The 17,398-nt window shown below is 35.3% G+C and carries 9 protein-coding genes, 1 tRNA gene and 5 pseudogenes; 10 read left to right on the forward strand and 5 right to left on the reverse strand.

Annotation, left to right across the window (positions count from 1 at the left end; translation table 11 throughout):
• The 5 pseudogenes from ACFILW_RS05730 to ACFILW_RS05750 all read left to right on the forward strand — a co-directional run.
• Nucleotides 1-171, forward strand: a pseudogene (locus ACFILW_RS05730) (type II toxin-antitoxin system HicA family toxin); the annotation flags it as partial.
• A pseudogene (locus ACFILW_RS05735) lies at nt 143-539 on the forward strand (type II toxin-antitoxin system HicB family antitoxin). The pseudogenes ACFILW_RS05730 and ACFILW_RS05735, both read left to right, overlap by 29 nt.
• 509 nt (nt 540-1,048) lie before the next feature.
• Nucleotides 1,049-1,363: pseudogene (locus ACFILW_RS05740) on the forward strand (hypothetical protein); the annotation flags it as partial.
• 10 nt (nt 1,364-1,373) lie between these two features.
• Nucleotides 1,374-1,955, forward strand: a pseudogene (locus ACFILW_RS05745) (hypothetical protein).
• Between the two features lie 328 nt (nt 1,956-2,283).
• A pseudogene (locus ACFILW_RS05750) lies at nt 2,284-2,622 on the forward strand (antA/AntB antirepressor family protein); the annotation flags it as partial.
• Nucleotides 2,623-3,302: 680 nt separating this feature from the next.
• Here the strand turns inward: ACFILW_RS05750 and ACFILW_RS05755 are convergent.
• The 3 genes from ACFILW_RS05755 to ACFILW_RS05765 form a co-directional block, all read right to left on the reverse strand.
• Nucleotides 3,303-4,232, reverse strand: a complete 930-nt coding sequence (locus ACFILW_RS05755; RefSeq protein ID WP_375685326.1) for an outer membrane protein — start codon at nt 4,230-4,232, stop codon at nt 3,303-3,305.
• A 560-nt stretch (nt 4,233-4,792) separates the two neighbouring features.
• Entirely contained in the window at nt 4,793-5,065 is a 273-nt protein-coding gene (locus tag ACFILW_RS05760; RefSeq protein WP_375685327.1) for a hypothetical protein, read from the reverse strand.
• Nucleotides 5,059-7,434, reverse strand: coding sequence for a mechanosensitive ion channel domain-containing protein (locus tag ACFILW_RS05765; RefSeq protein ID WP_375685328.1), 2,376 nt, complete (start codon nt 7,432-7,434; stop codon nt 5,059-5,061). The genes ACFILW_RS05760 and ACFILW_RS05765 overlap by 7 nt, the downstream gene beginning before the upstream one ends.
• 178 nt (nt 7,435-7,612) lie before the next feature.
• Here ACFILW_RS05765 and ACFILW_RS05770 point away from each other — a divergent pair, with 178 nt between their 5' ends.
• From ACFILW_RS05770 to ACFILW_RS05785, 4 genes are all read left to right on the forward strand, one after another.
• On the forward strand, nt 7,613-7,990 hold the full coding sequence (locus ACFILW_RS05770; RefSeq protein WP_375685329.1) for a hypothetical protein: 378 nt from the start codon (nt 7,613-7,615) through the stop codon (nt 7,988-7,990).
• A gap of 92 nt (nt 7,991-8,082) precedes the next feature.
• Nucleotides 8,083-10,596 carry a protein translocase subunit SecD gene (gene secD, locus ACFILW_RS05775; RefSeq protein ID WP_375685330.1) on the forward strand — a complete coding sequence of 838 codons (2,514 nt, stop codon included), beginning with the start codon at nt 8,083-8,085 and terminating at the stop codon, nt 10,594-10,596.
• Nucleotides 10,597-10,694: 98 nt separating this feature from the next.
• Nucleotides 10,695-12,446: a YbaL family putative K(+) efflux transporter gene (gene ybaL, locus ACFILW_RS05780; RefSeq protein ID WP_375623600.1), complete on the forward strand. Its 1,752-nt coding sequence runs from the start codon at nt 10,695-10,697 to the stop codon at nt 12,444-12,446.
• 15 nt (nt 12,447-12,461) lie between these two features.
• Nucleotides 12,462-13,415, forward strand: a complete 954-nt coding sequence (locus tag ACFILW_RS05785) for a YbhN family protein (protein WP_375623602.1) — start codon at nt 12,462-12,464, stop codon at nt 13,413-13,415.
• 1,003 nt (nt 13,416-14,418) lie between these two features.
• Here the strand turns inward: ACFILW_RS05785 and ACFILW_RS05790 are convergent.
• Nucleotides 14,419-14,494 (reverse strand) — tRNA-Lys (locus ACFILW_RS05790).
• A 437-nt stretch (nt 14,495-14,931) separates the two neighbouring features.
• On the opposite strand from ACFILW_RS05790, the gene ACFILW_RS05795 reads away from it, so the two are divergent.
• Nucleotides 14,932-16,500, forward strand: a complete 1,569-nt coding sequence (locus ACFILW_RS05795; RefSeq protein ID WP_375685331.1) for a TerC family protein — start codon at nt 14,932-14,934, stop codon at nt 16,498-16,500.
• Between the two features lie 526 nt (nt 16,501-17,026).
• Here ACFILW_RS05795 and ACFILW_RS05800 read toward each other — a convergent pair.
• Nucleotides 17,027-17,311 (reverse strand): DUF6990 domain-containing protein, encoded by a 285-nt coding sequence (locus ACFILW_RS05800; RefSeq protein WP_375623606.1) that lies wholly within the window; start codon nt 17,309-17,311, stop codon nt 17,027-17,029.
• Nucleotides 17,312-17,398: the final 87 nt, after the last annotated feature.

Raw genomic sequence — 17,398 nt, forward strand, 5'->3', positions numbered from 1 at the left:
ACTTGTCAAAGTAAAAGGTTCTCATCATAAATTAAAAAAAGATGGTAAGGTTGTTATTGTTCCACATCCTAAAAAAATCTTCCGATTGGAACAACACGCTCTATTGCACAACAAGCAGGCTGGTTAAAAAAAGAGAAGAAAAATGAAGAGATTTTTTGCTCTTGTTCATAAAGATGAAGATTCTGCTTTTGGTGTTCAATTTCCTGATTTTGAGGGACTTTTTTCTGCTGCTGATAAGGAAGAAAATTTAATCGAAAATGCAACAGAAGCACTTCAACTTTATTGTGAAGATATGGATACAGTGCCTATTCCTTCAAAATTTGAAGAAGTGCATACAACGGAAATCTGTCAAAACAGCTTTGTCAGAAGGAGCTTTTTTAATACAATTCCCCTTTATTGAAAATGATGCAGAAGTGGTACGTATAAATATATCAATTGAACGAGGGCTTTTACGTGCAATTGATGATTGTGCACAAGAAAGAGGTTTAACAAGATATGCTTTTTTGGCAACAGCAGGCCTTCACGAGCTTAATATTTAGCTCATCAATCTGGAAAAATTTCTCACTCTAGATTTTTTTACAAAAGCGTGTAATTGCATATGATCTGCAAACTATTAATGAAAATCAAAAGGCAGCAGGCAAACAAAACGCTATAATTAAGAGAGATATAACTATCATTGATACCATATACACGGCATCTAATATTTCTGGACCTGTCATGGCCTTTCCCTCCTATAATAATTGCTCAATAATTTATAAAATCTAAAATGTCTTAGAAAATTCTATATATTCTATTTTAAAATAAAAAAATATAAAATATAGATTTTTTCTGTTGACAATATGTAAAAATTCTTATTTCATAATGATTCTGTATTGGTTAAATTGCATCCAAAATTCAAAAATGTTCCCAAAAATTCAGTAAAATATCATGCCTTTAATATAGCTAGAAAGCTCTGTTTTCTAGGTAATTCTGACTAATCTATTTTTCACAGAATAAAAATCAATATTTGACTAATGATGTCATTAATTATGACTCAAAAGGAGCAATGATGAAAGCAATCATCACGAAGCCAATGTGTATTGTTAGCGATAATAAGAGTATTGTTCGTTTTTAAACTTCAACACAAAATAATCCATTTGTTGAGGTTTCCAATCAAGTCTACGCACGTCTCAAGCGCGCCAATGCTGCAAAACTTTTTGTTGAAGTCAAAACAACAGCAAAACCTGACAAGGCAGTTGAACAAATTAAGCAAATAGAACAAGACTCCACACAAACATCATCTGAACCAGTGACAGAGAAAACCTCACTCGAAAAACCAAAAGCATCTAAAGCTTCCAAGTCATCAACACCTCCCCCCAAAAAAGGCTTAGAAGTTGAAGTTAATCATCCACCCAAAATGCTATCTTCAACAGGTGAAGGATATCTTCACAAGTCTTCAAGCCCCTCGCCTTAATTGGACTCTGCGTGATGCTGTAAACAACACAGCAAAACAAGTCGAACGCTTTACCGAAAAGCAAATTGCCAAAGTTACATCTGCCCAATCAAAGCGTATCAAAAAAGGGGGTTATATTAAAGAAAAAGCGACAGCAAAGTTTCTTGAGACAGATATCATTGGTTCTGGAACACTGATACCTCTTAATTTTTTTTCAAGCAAGAGAAACAAAACGCGGTGTGGCTTACAAAATGTTTGGAAAAAAAGAAATCTTACCCCATGCTTTTATCAAGGGAGGCAGTTTTCCAAAGCGTGTTGAATTAAAAAAGCTGAATGGTAATGTATTTCAAAGAGTGGATAAAAATCAATTTCCCATTGCAACACAAGAAGTCCTCTCAATTGCTGGGGTGATGTCCAAGCCAGAGATTGCAAGTGCTATTGTAAAAAAAACAATGAAAGATTAATCAAAAACATACAGTATCAACTTACTCGTCAAGAATACGCTGCTAATAAGAAAGGCTAGATCATGTTCTCAAGCTATGTCTATGTACTCCACACCGTCATCTTATTACTTGACAAGATTCACGGAAAACATATATCGTTAAATTAAGTGCTTGAAAAACACTTAAGCGATTAGCAGATGAATTACGAAACAATCTTTCCCCGCATTTTAAAAATCGGTTATTTTTTATGCTCGAGATAGTATGTGAAAGGCTCATCGGGTGTGGTTGTGCTAAAAAATACCCTTTTTAGGGAAAGCATAACGACAGACTTACTAGCGTGTTTTTCAGCGCCCGGCACTTTCTAATTAAAGTGTTAATGAAAAACGTCTAAATAGTAAGAAGTTCATCATGAACACTCTTATAGAAATTAAAGAACAAACTATTGGCCAAGAAACAGTTCAAACTGTTAACGCACGTGAATTATATGCATTTTTAGAGGTTAATGTGCGTTTCAATGATTGGATTGCACGACAAATTGAGGAATATTTTTTTAAAGAAAATCAGAACTTTGTGAGTTTTACTCAAAAAAGAGTAAAACCTAATGCCCCTCAAGAAAATCAAGGTGTTATGAGTTTCGGTAAAAATTTATCGAAACCTAAAGGCGGTCGTCCAAGTATAGAATATCATCTCACCCTAGATATAGCAAAAGAGCTCTCAATGGTTGAAAGCAACGAGAAAGGAGGTCAAACCTAAAAACCCATTATCCTTGATCTGGTGTAGTTTCGATAAGCCATAAACCAGCTTTATCAGCATATTTGCCTTTAGATAGATACAGATAAGACAGACAGTCTATCACGTATTCTTATTCTTCGAACCACCTTTTAAAAACCATCTTTTGAATCGCACTTAGAGCACTTTCATCTGGTACCAAGATTATATATAAAAAGCAATTTAATAAATAAAATAAAAACAATTAGTTATTAAATAGAAAAAAGATAAACCGCGCTATCAGATGATATTGTAGAGAGTTCTAAGGGAAGAAAAAATTGGTGCACAAACGTGCACGCTGCCCGCATCGCTCTATGTGTATTTTCTTTATTTTCTCATTACTTAGATAGTAAAAACTCTCTTTAAATTTACTGTTTGCAACTCTATAACGATATTATAAAATGATAACTGTAATAATATGAAAGACGAATTAATCCTTCTTTGCTAACATATATTTCAACCACACCTCGTGAACTAAAAATTTTTCATTCTTAACAATTAAGAATCTGAGTAACTCTTCCTTACCTCCTCATTCTCACTCAAAGTCAAAGCTCCCTTTTTTCACCATAAAATAGTATTTGCAATGCATAAAATTAAAAAATAAAGGCCCTATCAAAGAAATAGGACCTTTTAAATTTAAGCTCCTTTATCCTACAAAACTAGAATTTGTAAGCTATTCCTGCGCGAAAATCATTCGTCTTATACTTAACTTCAATCTCGTCTTTAAATTTCTTTTTACCAAAATCTGAGTAACGATATTCCGCACGCACAACAAAATGGTCTGTCATTGCAAAATCAACACCACCACCGAGAGTATAACCCATCATCGTTTTTGTTACATCCGATGTCCTATTAAATGGCTCACTTCCCGTAATTACTGTCGACAGAATATCTTGAAACTGTCCATAAGCAACACCACCAGCAATATAAGGCATCACACGCCCTGCAGAAAACCCAACACGCACCCGTGTAGCACCTGTCCATTTTTGTTTTAACGTATGATTAAAAGTTAAACTGTCTTTCTCTTCTTTAGCATCTGCAGCAGAGCGAGAAAAGCCTCTACCCTGTCTCCTGACAAGTTTTGCCCTTTTTCGACTTTTTTTTTCTGCACTTGCATCAGTATCACTACCCGATCCTTCAGTACTAGGACCATCAGTACCAGTCCCACCAGCACTCGATTCATCAGCCTGAAATTTTGTTTTTGTATCCTTTTTTTCCGTTAAAACGATATCCGTATCAACCCCCATAATAAAATTATTACCGAGATCAAAATTAATACCCGCATAAAAACCACCTATAAACCCAGAAAGATCGGGCAGATACTGTTTCTCGATGGGGATCCATGGTTTACTTTTACTCTCCTCAGTATGATGGAGAGGAATATCAACATGAGGCGTTGTTGCAGAAATTTTACTTGAAAAGCCCCCAACTTGCCCCCCAAAATAAAAACCTGCCCAAGAAAAAGGTGAAGAAGCAAAAACTTCTGAGGCAACATGTACTGGCTCTTCGTGAGCCACCACATCTGCAGCATGTACTATAGAAGGTGAAATTAACGAAAAAACAGATGCTGTTATAAATTTTGTATTCATAAAATTATACCCCATTGCTAAATTTAAATATAATCAAAAATCACATTTAGAAAAACAAAGTTTTATAAAATCTTATGCCGCAAAATCGCATGTACTCCTTTATAGTTACATTTAAATCTATCACTATACTAATATATCATTACATCAAAATTTAATATTATCAAATAAATTTTAAAATATTATAATAATCAATACTTCAAATAATAAATATTTAATAAAAAAACTATTATATTTTTAAAAGGAGAAAATATAAAACATTTTGTATCAATAATACTGCAAAAAAATTACAAAATAGTACATTTTATGCATTTTTTATGAGAAAAAATGCATAAAATGATGTAATAATTTTTAGAAAATTGATATTCATTAAAAATATTATAAAAATACCTAAATATTCTTACACCCTAAATGCATACTGTAGATTCTACATAGTATAAAAACACATCTATTTTATACTAAAATCATACTTTTTTACCATTTTCTAAAGGATGTGTTTATTAATTACGCACAATATCATTATCCTTCTAAATCTTGTCTCTAAACACAAATTCTCAATCATTTTATTTAAAAATTGCTCTTCCCCTACTGATTTCTATAGTATCATCTGCCTTTATTGCAAAACGATCTTTATTAGGAAAAGTTATAAAACATCCCTTCATACAAATTGTAATTATTTGATGAGTATTTAAAGAAATTGTTGAAGGTATACTTCCTTCAACAACAATAAGAGACTGTATCTTTAAATCAGTATTCTTCACTGTTGCAGCAAAAGCTGTTATGGTAAAAATACTTAACAGAATAACTGTAATCAAAGCATAAGTATATTTCAGCATTCTAAGATTCCTTCCTCAGAAAAACGCTTATATAGGCTAAATCGAAGAGCATTGGTTACATGAGAAGGTGAGGTAATATTAGGAACATAAATAGCCAAATTAAAGGAAAAACTCTTATGATCAAATGCAGTAAAACTCACCTGTGGGATAGGATTTTTTAAAACGCCTTCTGTCTCAGAAGCAATCTCTAACAAAATTTCAACAACATGCTCTGGAGCAACCTTAGATGATACAGTAACTGGTATATCAATTCGTCCTACTTTATTACGTCGTGTCCAATTACTAACGTTGTTATTAATAAGGCTTGAATTGGGAATAATAATTGTCTTACGCTGAATCGTCTCAAGTTCCGTTGCACGCACACTAATACGCTTAACAACACCAGCTACTGATCCAGATTCTATATAGTCTCCTATTTTAAATGGTCTTCCAACTAAAATAATAAGTCCAGAGACAAAGTTTTGGACAATATTCTGTAAACCAAAACCTATACCAAGTGAAAGTCCTCCAGCAATAAGAGCGAAATTTCTAAGATCCAAACCTGCCATTGATAATCCCGTCAAAGCAGATACAACAACGCCTCCATAACTTATCACTGTTTTGATAGAATTACGTATACCAGAATCGAACTCTCCATGAACCAACACAACACTATCTAACCAACCAATAAATCGGCGAATAAGAAACCAGCAAACACAAAAAGAAATAATTCCTGTTACAAGAGAAGTCAAAGAAAGAGTCATATTTCCAATCTGAAAACCGGTCACCGATTGCCACAAAACTGCTTTTAAATCAGAATAGGAAAATCCAAACTGTACAGCAATTGGCATTGTACAAAATATAACAACAAACAAATTGAGAAAAACGCTCACAAAAACTCCCAATTGATTCATCGTTTTTTCTTCTAAATGAAATCGCTGCATCAAAAGGTGACCAGCCGTTGTTTTCATCAATTGGCCTTTAGTTCCAAGTGCTTGAGCACTTTGTATTCCTAAATACATGAGAACTAAAAATACTCCATCAATCATAATTTGCTGCATAATAAAACGCGCAAGACCAACATAACCTAAAAAATTCAACACAAAGAGCAGTAACCCAAAGCCAATAAGAGGAATGCGTATATAAAATGGCCAAAAGTATGGCTCTTTTTTTTCTTCTTGAACACGCCTACGTCTAAACCGCAAAGGTACAAATGATATTATAAACAGCAATATCGCTATCAGAAAAACAGCAATAAAACTTTTAGCAATTGTCAAAGATAGAGGCGCTGAAATGATTTGATAAATACTATCAAGAACAGCGTCAAATGCCAAAATCCCCCCTAAAGAAGTGAGTAAAATCACTAATTGATAAGCAGACGATGGCGCAATACTGAAAAGACGCACATGGGGCTTATTCGATGATAAAAGAACAATCGCTAAGCGATTGATTAAAAATACTAAAATAATTTGGCAACCTATCATATCAAAAACTGTTGTAAGCCTACCTGGATCTAAGTTAAAACTACGAAACAAAAACAACACAAGATAAACGCAAAGAATACACACAAGTGAAGGTAAGAGAACTGAAATAAAGGCGATCAATAAGCGTTGTAAATAAGATATTTCCTCATTAGACTTCGTAAAATGGCAATACACATGAACAAGAACTTTTTGAGAAAAATACGAAAGTCCCAAAGTAATAAAAAGTGGAATTAAAAAGCAAAGAAATAGTTGTAAAAACTTGAAATAAAATATAAAATTCCACCAAGAATCTAACAACAAAAGAAAATCTGATGAAGCCTCTTTTGTTGTTTGGGCGAGATGCTGAACCATCGCAATCGAAAACTCAAGCCTATACGTAAGCGTGCGTTTAAAAAGCTCCCGAGATTGAGAAATAGAAAGTTCAGCTATTCTATTTGCCGCTAAGAAAATTGCCTCAAAACGAAGCATGATACTGTTAATTTTAGCTTTTTGCTCTATCAAGTAAGAATATTCCTTCACTGAGCTTTTCAGTTTTTTCACATCACGATGGAGCTCCGTTAATTGATCAAGAAGTGTATTAATCTCATTAAGAGGAGAACGCAAAACAAATGCTGCCTCAATAGCACGTTCACCGATATCTTGTGCACGTAACCGCAATTCTTCTAAAGCACGCTCATCTTCTGGCTTTCTGTCAAAATCTCTTTTTAAAGTTTCAGTATTTTCTTCAAGAGTCTTAATAATCAACAGTTGTTGTTGAATAATTTCATCAACTGAATAAGAAGCTATCGTTTGTTCGACAATTGTATTTTGTGCCCCCCTATTCCCCCATGCACCAGAATTAAATACAAAGATAATCCCCAAAAGAAGGAAAAGTATGTGGATATTTTTTCTACAAAATGAATACATATCTACCTTGTAAGAACAAAAAGGATTTTATTCCTCTCTTTTAAATATGCTATAAAATAGATATTTTCAACTTTTATAGAATAATCTTATAAAAGCTTTCCCTTATCCTATAATACTGGTAATAAGATAAAAGAATTAAATAAGATGAACTCAATAAGATTAAAGAAGGCACTCTAGCATGTTTTTTTTGCACCTTTATTGCAAAAAAGAAGATTTTCTTCCTTTGACAACTTGGATTTTTCTATCCAGTTTAGGTGTATTCTTGACGAACAACCTAGGAACGCGTGCTTATTTAATCAAACAATCACACACCAATAATATCATTAAAACGAATAGATTTGATTTACACAATAAGTGTGATCAGGTGAATGTTACCACAACTGAAAACAAAAAACTTGTAACATGCCATACAGAATCTATTTTTATGAGAACCTTTCAAAGAATCCTAGCATTGGATTTCTTTTTAATAAAGATTCCAGCTGTTGACACACAATTTCGTAGCGTTAAAACGCAATATTTCTCAAATAAACGCGCTCCCCCCAATGAACACACTTAATCCTCTTCCTTGAATTATAAAAACGATCATCTTATTTTACTTGTGCTTTTAACTTTGAATAACTGTTAGATTGCCTATTTGCGGAATATATCATGCGTACACCTAATTGGTTAACTGCCCTTTATTGTTTTATTCTCTTAGGCAGCATTTATGTTGCCTTACCCAATTTATTTTCACACGAACAAGTTAAAAACTCGAAATTCTTACCCGACACCCGTGTAGCACTTGGTCTTGACCTTCAAGGAGGCTCTTCTCTCCTGCTCGAGGTTGATAGCAAAACGTTAAAACACGATCAGTTACACACAGTTTTAAGCAGTGTACGCAATACATTGCGTGAAAAACAAATCCGAACCTCAAGTGTGCGTATCGTTGAAGATAGCGTTATTGCCCTTATTTCTGACCCATCGCAAACTGAAAAAGCGCTCTCTGCTTTGAAAACATTAATAACTCCCATACATAGTAGCTTTGGCACAACAGAACATAACATCGCGATCAGTGCTCAAAATGAAACTCTCCGCGTCACATTAACGGAAGCTGGTATAAAAGACCGTGTAAGCAATGCTATTGAACAAAGCTTAGAAATCATCCGTCGCCGTATAGATCAAGTTGGTGTTTCAGAACCAGCCATCCAAAAGATTGGAAATGATCGTATTATGGTCCAATTGCCTGGCCTACAAGATCCCAAACAACTGCGTGATCTCTTAGGAACAACCGCTAAGATGAGTTTTCATCTTGTTCCTTCTAATGTGGACCCCAATAATCCCCCTATAGGTGTTTCTATTCTCCCTGGATATACAGATGAGACACAACATTATGCAATTTATGATCAAATCGCTTTAGATGGAAATGTCCTGAAAGATGCCCGTGCAGGTTTTGACCCCCAAATACCAGGACGTTCTATTATTTCATTTACGCTAGATTCCGCTGGCGCTAAAATATTTGCCGATATAACACGACAAAATATTAACCGTCCTTTTGCTATTGTTCTGGATAATAAAGTTTTAACGGCGCCTACCATCAATAGTGTCATTCCCAATGGACAAGGTCAAATTACAGGAAACTTTGATCCCAAAGAAGCCTCAACTCTGGCTGCCCTGCTCCGCGCTGGTTCCCTCCCCGCACCGCTCACGGTCATTGAAGAGAGAACCGTAGGTCCCAATCTTGGTGCTGATGCCATCCAAATGGGACTTTACACCGGCGTTATCGGCTTTATTCTTGTTGCAATTTTTATTTTTCTTCTCTACCGTATTTGGGGATTAATTGCCAATATAGCACTAGCCCTCCACACGATTTTAACATTTGCTGCCCTGAGCCTCCTCGGTGCTACGCTTACACTGCCTGGTATTGCTGGTATTATTTTAGGCATTGGTATTGCCGTTGATGCTAATATTCTCATCAATGAACGTATCCGTGAAGAAAGTCGAAAAGGTGTGAGTGCTTTTGCAGCTTTAGATCGTGGATTTAAACAAGCTTTTGCAACCATTGTTGATGCAAATGTTACTGCAATTATAGCGACTGTCTTACTATTTTGGTTCGGTACCGGTCCCGTTCGTGGTTTTGCCGTAACAATGTTGCTTGGTATTATCATCTCCATGTTTACGAATATCACCATTGTACGCATCATCATGATTTGGATCGTTCGTAAATGGAAAATTAAAAAGTTGCATATTCACTCTGCTTTCAATATCATGCCACAAAACACAACTTTCCACTTTATGAAAGCACGTTTCATTGGTATTGGCGTCTCAATTGTTTTATCAATAGCTTCAGTTTTTCTCTTTTTTAAGCCTGGGTTGAATTTCGGAATTGATTTCATTGGTGGAAGCCAAATGAGTATTACCACGAAAGCACCAGCAGATCTAGCAACTCTGCGTTCCAAGCTTTCTACTCTTAATGTTGGTGAAGTTTCCTTGCAAAATATTGATAACGAAAATACCGTATTAATTCGCATGCAGAAACAAAGCGGTAGCGAAGCACAACAAACCATCGCCATTGATAAGGTTAAAACAGCTGTACAAAATATCTATCCCGATACCACATTCGATCAAATAGAAGTTGTTGGTCCCAAAATTTCAGGCGAGCTTGCCACAGCTGCTTTTACTGCTGTTATTCTTGCGGCGATTGCCATGTCTCTCTATATATGGCTCCGCTTCGAGTGGTTCTTTGCCGTTGGAGCCATTGTCACACTCATTCTAGACACCACAAAAATGATTGGCTTTTTTGCTTTATTTCAATTTGATTTTAATTTAACGGCTATCGCTGCACTCTTAACAATTGTTGGATATTCTATAAATGATAAAGTTGTCGTCTATGATAGAATGCGCGAAAATATGCGTCTTTATAAAAAAATGCCGTTGCGTGAGCTGATTGATCTGTCCATTAATCAGGTTCTTGTACGTTGTTTTTTTACATCAGCCACAACAATTCTTGCGATGCTCCCCATGGCGATATGGGGTGGAAGTGCTGTTCATAATTTTGCATTGCCCATGGTCTTTGGGATTATTATTGCAACATCATCCTCTATCTTTATTGCTGCTCCTATTTTACTCCTGCTAGGAAATTGGTGGCGTGAGCGAAATAATCGTGCAAATACCAAAGTGAAATAAAAATGCCCTTTAATGCGTATGATACATCTCGCCTCTCTTCTCGTAGAAATATAGTCGTTTTCATTCATTCGCTTTTTGATCAAGAATAGTAATAATCCATGCTCCACGACACACCACTTATCACAACTATTGTTGCAGGCTTATGTTTAGCATTTCTCTTGGGAATGATTGCGAGCCGTTTACGTATTTCACCACTTGTAGGCTATTTATTAGCTGGTGTTATTGTGGGACCCAATACAGGCGGATTTAAAATAGATTCCGTCATCATTAATCAACTTGCTGAAATTGGTATTATTTTGCTGATGTTTGGTGTTGGGCTCCACTTTTCATTAAAAGACCTTTTATCTGTCAAAGCTATTGCTGTCCCCGCCGCTATTGCACAAATAGTATTTTCTACTTTTCTAGGTTCGTGCCTTGGTCTGATTATGGGATGGGGCTTTAGTGGTAGTTTGATCTTTGGTCTTGCTTTATCCATAGCTAGTACCGTTATCCTGCTACGTGCTTTGCAAGAGCGTCATCTTATTGAAACAGAAAAAGGACGCATTGCCGTTGGATGGTTGATTATTGAGGATTTAGCAATGGTCCTTATACTTGTCCTCATCCCTTCCTTGGCAAGTGCCCTCAGCAATACCAAAAAAGAAGCGTTGGATCCTCTTGTTCAATGGTTGGATTTAAGTATTTGGGGTATTTTTGGTCTCACCATCCTGAAAGTAATTGTATTTATTGCACTTATGCTTGTCATTGGGCGACGCGTTATCCCATGGCTTTTAAAAATGAGCGCACAATCGGGATCACGTGAATTATTTCGTCTTAGCGTCTTTGCTATTGCATTAGGAGTAGCTTTCGGAGCCGCTCATTTATTTGGTGTTTCTCTTTCTCTTGGTGCTTTTTTTGCTGGTATGGTCATGAGCGAATCAGAATTAAGCCACCGTGCCGCGGAAGAATCTTTACCACTGCGAGATGCCTTTTCTGTTCTCTTTTTTGTTTCTGTAGGCATGTTATTTGACCCAGAGAAACTTTTAACTCATTTTTTCCCTCTCTTAGCAACCTTATTCATTATCGTAATCGGAAAATCTGCTATTGCCTTTTTCATCGTTAAGGCTTTTCGCTATTCTAATGCAACAGCTTTGACTATTTCTGCAAGCCTTGCCCAAATTGGAGAATTTTCCTTTATCCTTGCTGGTTTAAGTTTAAGCTTAGGACTTTTAAACAATGACGCTCATGATTTAATTCTTGGAGGAGCAATTTTTTCTATTTTGCTCAATCCTCTTGTTTTCATTGCCTGTAATAAAATTAAAAAACGTTTAGAAAAAAATTCTGCAGCTTCACAAAATACCCAAACAATTATTGATATTGATCCACAAGATCCTGACCAAGACTTTTTACCGATAACATTAAAAAATAACCATATCGTAATTATTGGCTATGGTCGTATCGGTAAGTGTGTTGCATTATCTTTAATAAATAGAGGTGATCCTATAGTGATTGTAGAAGAATCAAAACGCCTCTCTGATAAAGCGATTGCAGATGGATTTGAGACTATTTGCGGCAATATCATTCAACAAGAAATAATGAACGCAGCAAATATAAATAATGCACATAAAGTTGTTATTACAATGCGAAGTACCATTGAAGTAGGAGAATGTATCGTGAATATACGTGATATGAAGAAAGATATCCAGATAATCACACATGCATTATCTGACACAGAAACAACATATCTCATTGATTTAGGTGCTGATGTTGTAGTAACAGATGATGAAGAAATTGCCAATGGCATTATAGAGTATATAACAGAACGAAGATCTGTAAGGAATATGCTCAATCATGAAAATTTACAGAAAACATAAAATGGATACAGAATCATGAAAATAAAGCAATTTATATGGCCATTGATTGGTATCTTAGCAATGCTGGTGTCTATTCGGATCCTTTATATGAAGCTCTCTGCCATTTCATTTGGGGACGTATTGGAGCGCTTGAGCGATTTAAATGCACAGCACTGGTTATTAGCCTGTTTATGTTCTCTCCTAGCTTATGCTGCTCTTGCTGGATATGATCGAATTGCCTTACAACATCTAGGCCATAAAATTTCTTGGATTTTTATCGCTATATGTTCATTTACAACCTACGCTCTTTCACACAATATCGGTGCTTCAGTTTTTTCTGGTGCCGTTGTGCGCTATCGCGCCTATAAAATGAAAGGATTAAACGGAACAGAAATCGCAATATTAGTAGGTTTTTGCTCTTTTACTTTTGTAATCGGAACAATCTTACTTTTGGGAATCGTTTTGGTGCTGCAACCCGAAATTATCACTCTCATTCATAAAGAACTTCCCGAATGGCTAGGAACAACGGCTGGAGCAATTTTACTCAGCTGTATAGCACTTTATACGTTTGGTAGCTGGCTTCAGTTAAAACCCTTACGCGTGGGTAAGAAAATTCAACTTTCCTACCCACGGCTGAAAATTGTTATTCAACAGCTTCTCATTAGCCCTCTAGAGCTTTTAGGAGCAGCTGGAATTATATATGCTGTTCTCCCACACAACGCAGATGTTCATTTTATCTCTGTTCTTGGTGTTTTCCTAACATCTTTTACGATAACTCTTCTCTCTAATGCTCCAGCAGGAGGAGTAGGAGTTCTGGAAGCTCTCTTCATAACAGGCATGCCCAATATGAATCCAGCTGATGTTATTGCAGCACTTATTGTCTTTAGAATGTTTTATTTGATTATACCGCTCATCATTTCATTATTTGTGGTCGCCATTTTTGAAGCGCACCAATATTGGAAAAGAGCCCCTAAAACACCACCTGAATAAACAAAAGGTTATCAATTACTTCTTTTTTGTGTGCCTATTAAGAACAGAACACCATCGTATTACCAATTTACATATCTTTTTTAAGAAAATTCTCTCAGTGCTCTTCCCCATTACACAACAATACCCGTGAATGGTATAATAAAGTCATTGTTGCAACATCATCTTTATACTTAATAAAAGAGCAAGCCTGCACCATTATACTATTTTCCCAATGTTGGGATAATTTTTGGCGCCTAAGAACGTTAATAAGAATCATTTTTATGCTTTTCTTCAATAGTCTTTATCCACACGTTAATCCCATTTATAAAGCAAAAATAATAATTTTAATTGATTTATTATAAGAGGGATTGAGACAAAAGAAGTTTATGATAGTAAAGTTTAAAAAATAATAATTAATCATTATAAATCAATATATTATAATTATTCTGAGCGGCTTTCTTAATATTTATATTTTTAGAGGTTAAGCTAACGGAAAGACAGCATAGCGTAACTGCACAGCTTAATATTTTAAAACTTTAAGCCTCATTAAAGCTTATTCTCTTTCGTTTAACAGGTATTAGTTTTAAACAATTAAACTAATCTAATTTTATTCCTGTTATATCCGCTAAATACTTTATTTTATCTTGATTTACCTTCTTGGAATACTGATGATTATTACAGAAGTTTTTTGTTTAAGCGGGAGAGTTATCAAAAAATATCCACGCTGCTAATACAACTAAAGTCCAAAGTTTCTTCTGTCTTTAAACAATATGCTAAAAATCCAAAAAAAATTTAATCAATTTATATTAAAAGAAGAAACAATACGTATTAAAAGATCTTTAAATATCCTTTGGAAGTTTTTTGAGTCCCCTAAAAAGTACAAAAACCGATGACTAAACTATATCAACAATCTTCACTTTTAAACAAACAGATATGGGGAAATCATACTGCCCAATTTTATTTAGAAACTCGTATCTTAAAAAAATTTACGCAATCAATAAGTTATTTACGGTATAAAATAGAATGGTGGGTGATGAGGGGATCGAACCCACGACCCGCTGATTAAGAGTCAGCTGCTCTACCGACTGAGCTAATCACCCATAAGCTTCTCAAAAGACGAGAATGAGCGTTTCTATAACGCTCCTAAGGATGGATGTCCAGATATTTTGTTGTTTGTTATATAAACTCATTGTCTGTAAGGTTAAAAATATGATATTCACCTCTTGATCTTATATAAAAATAAACCCATTATAAGAAGCTTTATAAATAAATGTTCTGATTGTTACACAGAACCTATAGTTAGAGGATTATCGAGCATAATGCCCGAGCAAAATTTAGAGGGACCTTCTTGTGGTTGTAAGCGGGATGGGGCATCATTTTGTTTTATCAACAATCACATGCATTCAAGCAATATTGTGCTGTTTTTTTCTTTGAATATAAGTTTTCTTACATACAATGTTCATGATCCAATATACGAATAAAAGCCTATGAATTTTTTTTGTCAATCGCGCGCTTTTAAGCTTCTAAAAGGTAAGGAATGATGGAATGGATCACTGATCCCCATGCGTGGTTTGGTTTGATCACGCTGGTTTTTCTCGAAATTGTTTTAGGAATAGATAACCTTATCTTTATTGCAATTTTAGCTGAAAAATTGCCACTGCATTTGCGTGACCGCGCACGCTTTATAGGTCTTACTTTAGCATTAATTATGCGGCTTTTCCTTCTTACAGTTATTGGATGGGTTATGAGACTCGATAGGGTCATTCTTTCACTTTCATCTTTTGTATTTAGTTGGCATAGCTTTATTTTAATCGGTGGTGGAGCCTTTTTGCTAGCAAAGGGAACGCTAGAATTACATGAAAGGTTAGAAGGGGTATCACATGAAAGAAAAACAGGTCTTGGTTATGCTGTTTTTTGGCAAGTAATCGTCCAAGTCGTGGTGCTGGATGCCGTTTTTTCACTAGACAGTATTATTACCGCAACAGGTATGATTGCAAAAGAGCAGGCAGCAGTTATGTATATCGCAGTCATAGCTGCTATGGGAGTAATGATGTGCGGATCTGGTGCTCTTATGCGTTTTATTAATCGTCATCCCACTATTGTAATCCTTTGTCTTGGTTTTTTGATGATGATTGGTTTTACTCTCATTGTTGAAGGATTTGGTTTTCATATTCCAAAAGGGTATTTGTATGCTGCTATTGGTTTTTCTGTTCTCATCGAAGCTTTTAATCAAATTGGACGTCGTAACCGTGAAAAAATGATTAAAACGAATGATCTACGCAGTAGAACAGCTGATGCTGTTTTGAGGCTCTTAGGAGGAGGAAGCAAAGATAGTCACCTTGCTGAGACTGTAGATGTTATTGCTGAACAGGCTGCTGCTTCTGAGTTATTTAAACCAGAAGAAAAGGAGATGATTCGTGGTGTTCTCGATTTAGCTGATCGCCCTGTTCGCTCTATCATGTCGCCACGTAATGAGATTGAGTGGTTAGATTTAAATGCTGATGAAAATGAAATGCGTGAAGAATTACAAAAAGTTAAACATAGCCGCTTAATTCTTGCGCGTGAAAAAGTGGATGAATTTGTTGGCGTTGCGTTGACAAAAGATCTTCTTTTGAATTTGGCTGAGGGGAAAAAGATTAATTGGAAAAAAGCTATGCGAGAACCCCTCGTTGTTCATGAAAACACAAGTGTTTTACGATTGATGGAGCAGTTACGTCATTCTTCGATTCAGCTTGCAATTATTGTTGATGAGCATGGATCTTTTGAAGGAATTGCAACACCAACTGATATTCTTGAAGCTATTGCAGGAGACTTTCCTGATGACGATGAAGAACTCATGATCGCAGAACAACTTGAAAATGGCAGTCTTCTTGTTGAGGGATATGCTGATATCCGCCGTTTAAGTGGTTATCTTGGGCGTAACCTTGTAGATGAAGCAGATCGTTATACGACTCTGGCAGGCTTTATGCTTTGGCAGTTTGGTCATTTACCAAATGAGGGAGAAAGCTTTGAAACGGATGGTTTACACTTTAAAGTGATTGAAATGGAACGCCGAAACATATCTAAAATCCTTATTTCTCCACTTGTATCACCAGAAAAAAGCTAATTCTTTTTATAAGCAAGATGAATAAAAAGATTTTTTTATGATTAAAAATTGAAAATAATAAGCCGTTGATGACTTAATTGCATTTCATTATTTTTATATTTTTTTAAGCCTAAAATAATGACATACAAAAGTTATGTTATCAATGAACTTTCCATTACAAGAAGTTTTCATTGATGATTGACGAAAAGCTGGAAGAAAGAAAATGGTGCAAATTATTTGTCAATAGTCATTAATCTCAAAACAATGAATATATACAACATTTTGATTTATATAATTATTTATTACAATATTACCTTCACATCAAGAAAGCCTCTTTCAAACATCAGATTTCCGCCAATGGATAAAACTCCACCATTGTTGAGTTCACTCAACTGATGATGGCAGCTTTAAAGCAGAATCTGGTTCCTATAATCTTTTTAGATCTTCTTGATATTTCTTAAGGAGCTATTCCTTATCTTTTGTTTCGATAAATGTAGCTATTTTTTTCCTTCCAAGAATGAGACTCCACCTCTCTGGAAACCCCTTATTAAGAACTTTGTTTTTCTTCTAGATGGCTCATATTTTTTGCTAATTTTTTAATTAAAGTGTAGCTGAGCTGCTTAGATTTCACTACTTTTTTGGCTAAAGCCAATGCACGTTCCAGATGAATCTGTTGGGTGTTTTCATCAAAGCCTAAATGATCCTCTGCACTGAAACTTTGATAATAAGATTGTAAGGGTGCAACATCACCCAATAAAGCCACTGCACCAATATGAAGTAAGCTATAATCTGCATCATCTACCTTGATAACCTTATGTGCCTCCAACTTCACTCTTTTACCAAGATGGTGCTCCATATCTGGAATAAAAGCATTTATGAAGATCTATTTTTTTCATCGCCTATTTCAAGATATAATCAA

It is taken from the genome of Bartonella sp. TT110JLCBS (assembly GCF_042193405.1).
GTDB lineage: Bacteria > Pseudomonadota > Alphaproteobacteria > Rhizobiales > Rhizobiaceae > Bartonella.

Bases quoted from the DNA above. Each gene is read 5' to 3' on its own strand.
- ACFILW_RS05755 (WP_375685326.1), bottom strand. From the start codon at position 4,232: ATGAATACAAAATTTATAACAGCATCTGTTTTTTCGTTAATTTCACCT.
- ACFILW_RS05760 (WP_375685327.1), bottom strand. From the start codon at position 5,065: ATGCTGAAATATACTTATGCTTTGATTACAGTTATTCTGTTAAGTATT.
- ACFILW_RS05765 (WP_375685328.1), bottom strand. From the start codon at position 7,434: ATGTATTCATTTTGTAGAAAAAATATCCACATACTTTTCCTTCTTTTG.
- ACFILW_RS05770 (WP_375685329.1), top strand. From the start codon at position 7,613: ATGTTTTTTTTGCACCTTTATTGCAAAAAAGAAGATTTTCTTCCTTTG.
- secD (WP_375685330.1), top strand. From the start codon at position 8,083: ATGCGTACACCTAATTGGTTAACTGCCCTTTATTGTTTTATTCTCTTA.
- ybaL (WP_375623600.1), top strand. From the start codon at position 10,695: ATGCTCCACGACACACCACTTATCACAACTATTGTTGCAGGCTTATGT.
- ACFILW_RS05785 (WP_375623602.1), top strand. From the start codon at position 12,462: ATGAAAATAAAGCAATTTATATGGCCATTGATTGGTATCTTAGCAATG.
- ACFILW_RS05795 (WP_375685331.1), top strand. From the start codon at position 14,932: ATGATGGAATGGATCACTGATCCCCATGCGTGGTTTGGTTTGATCACG.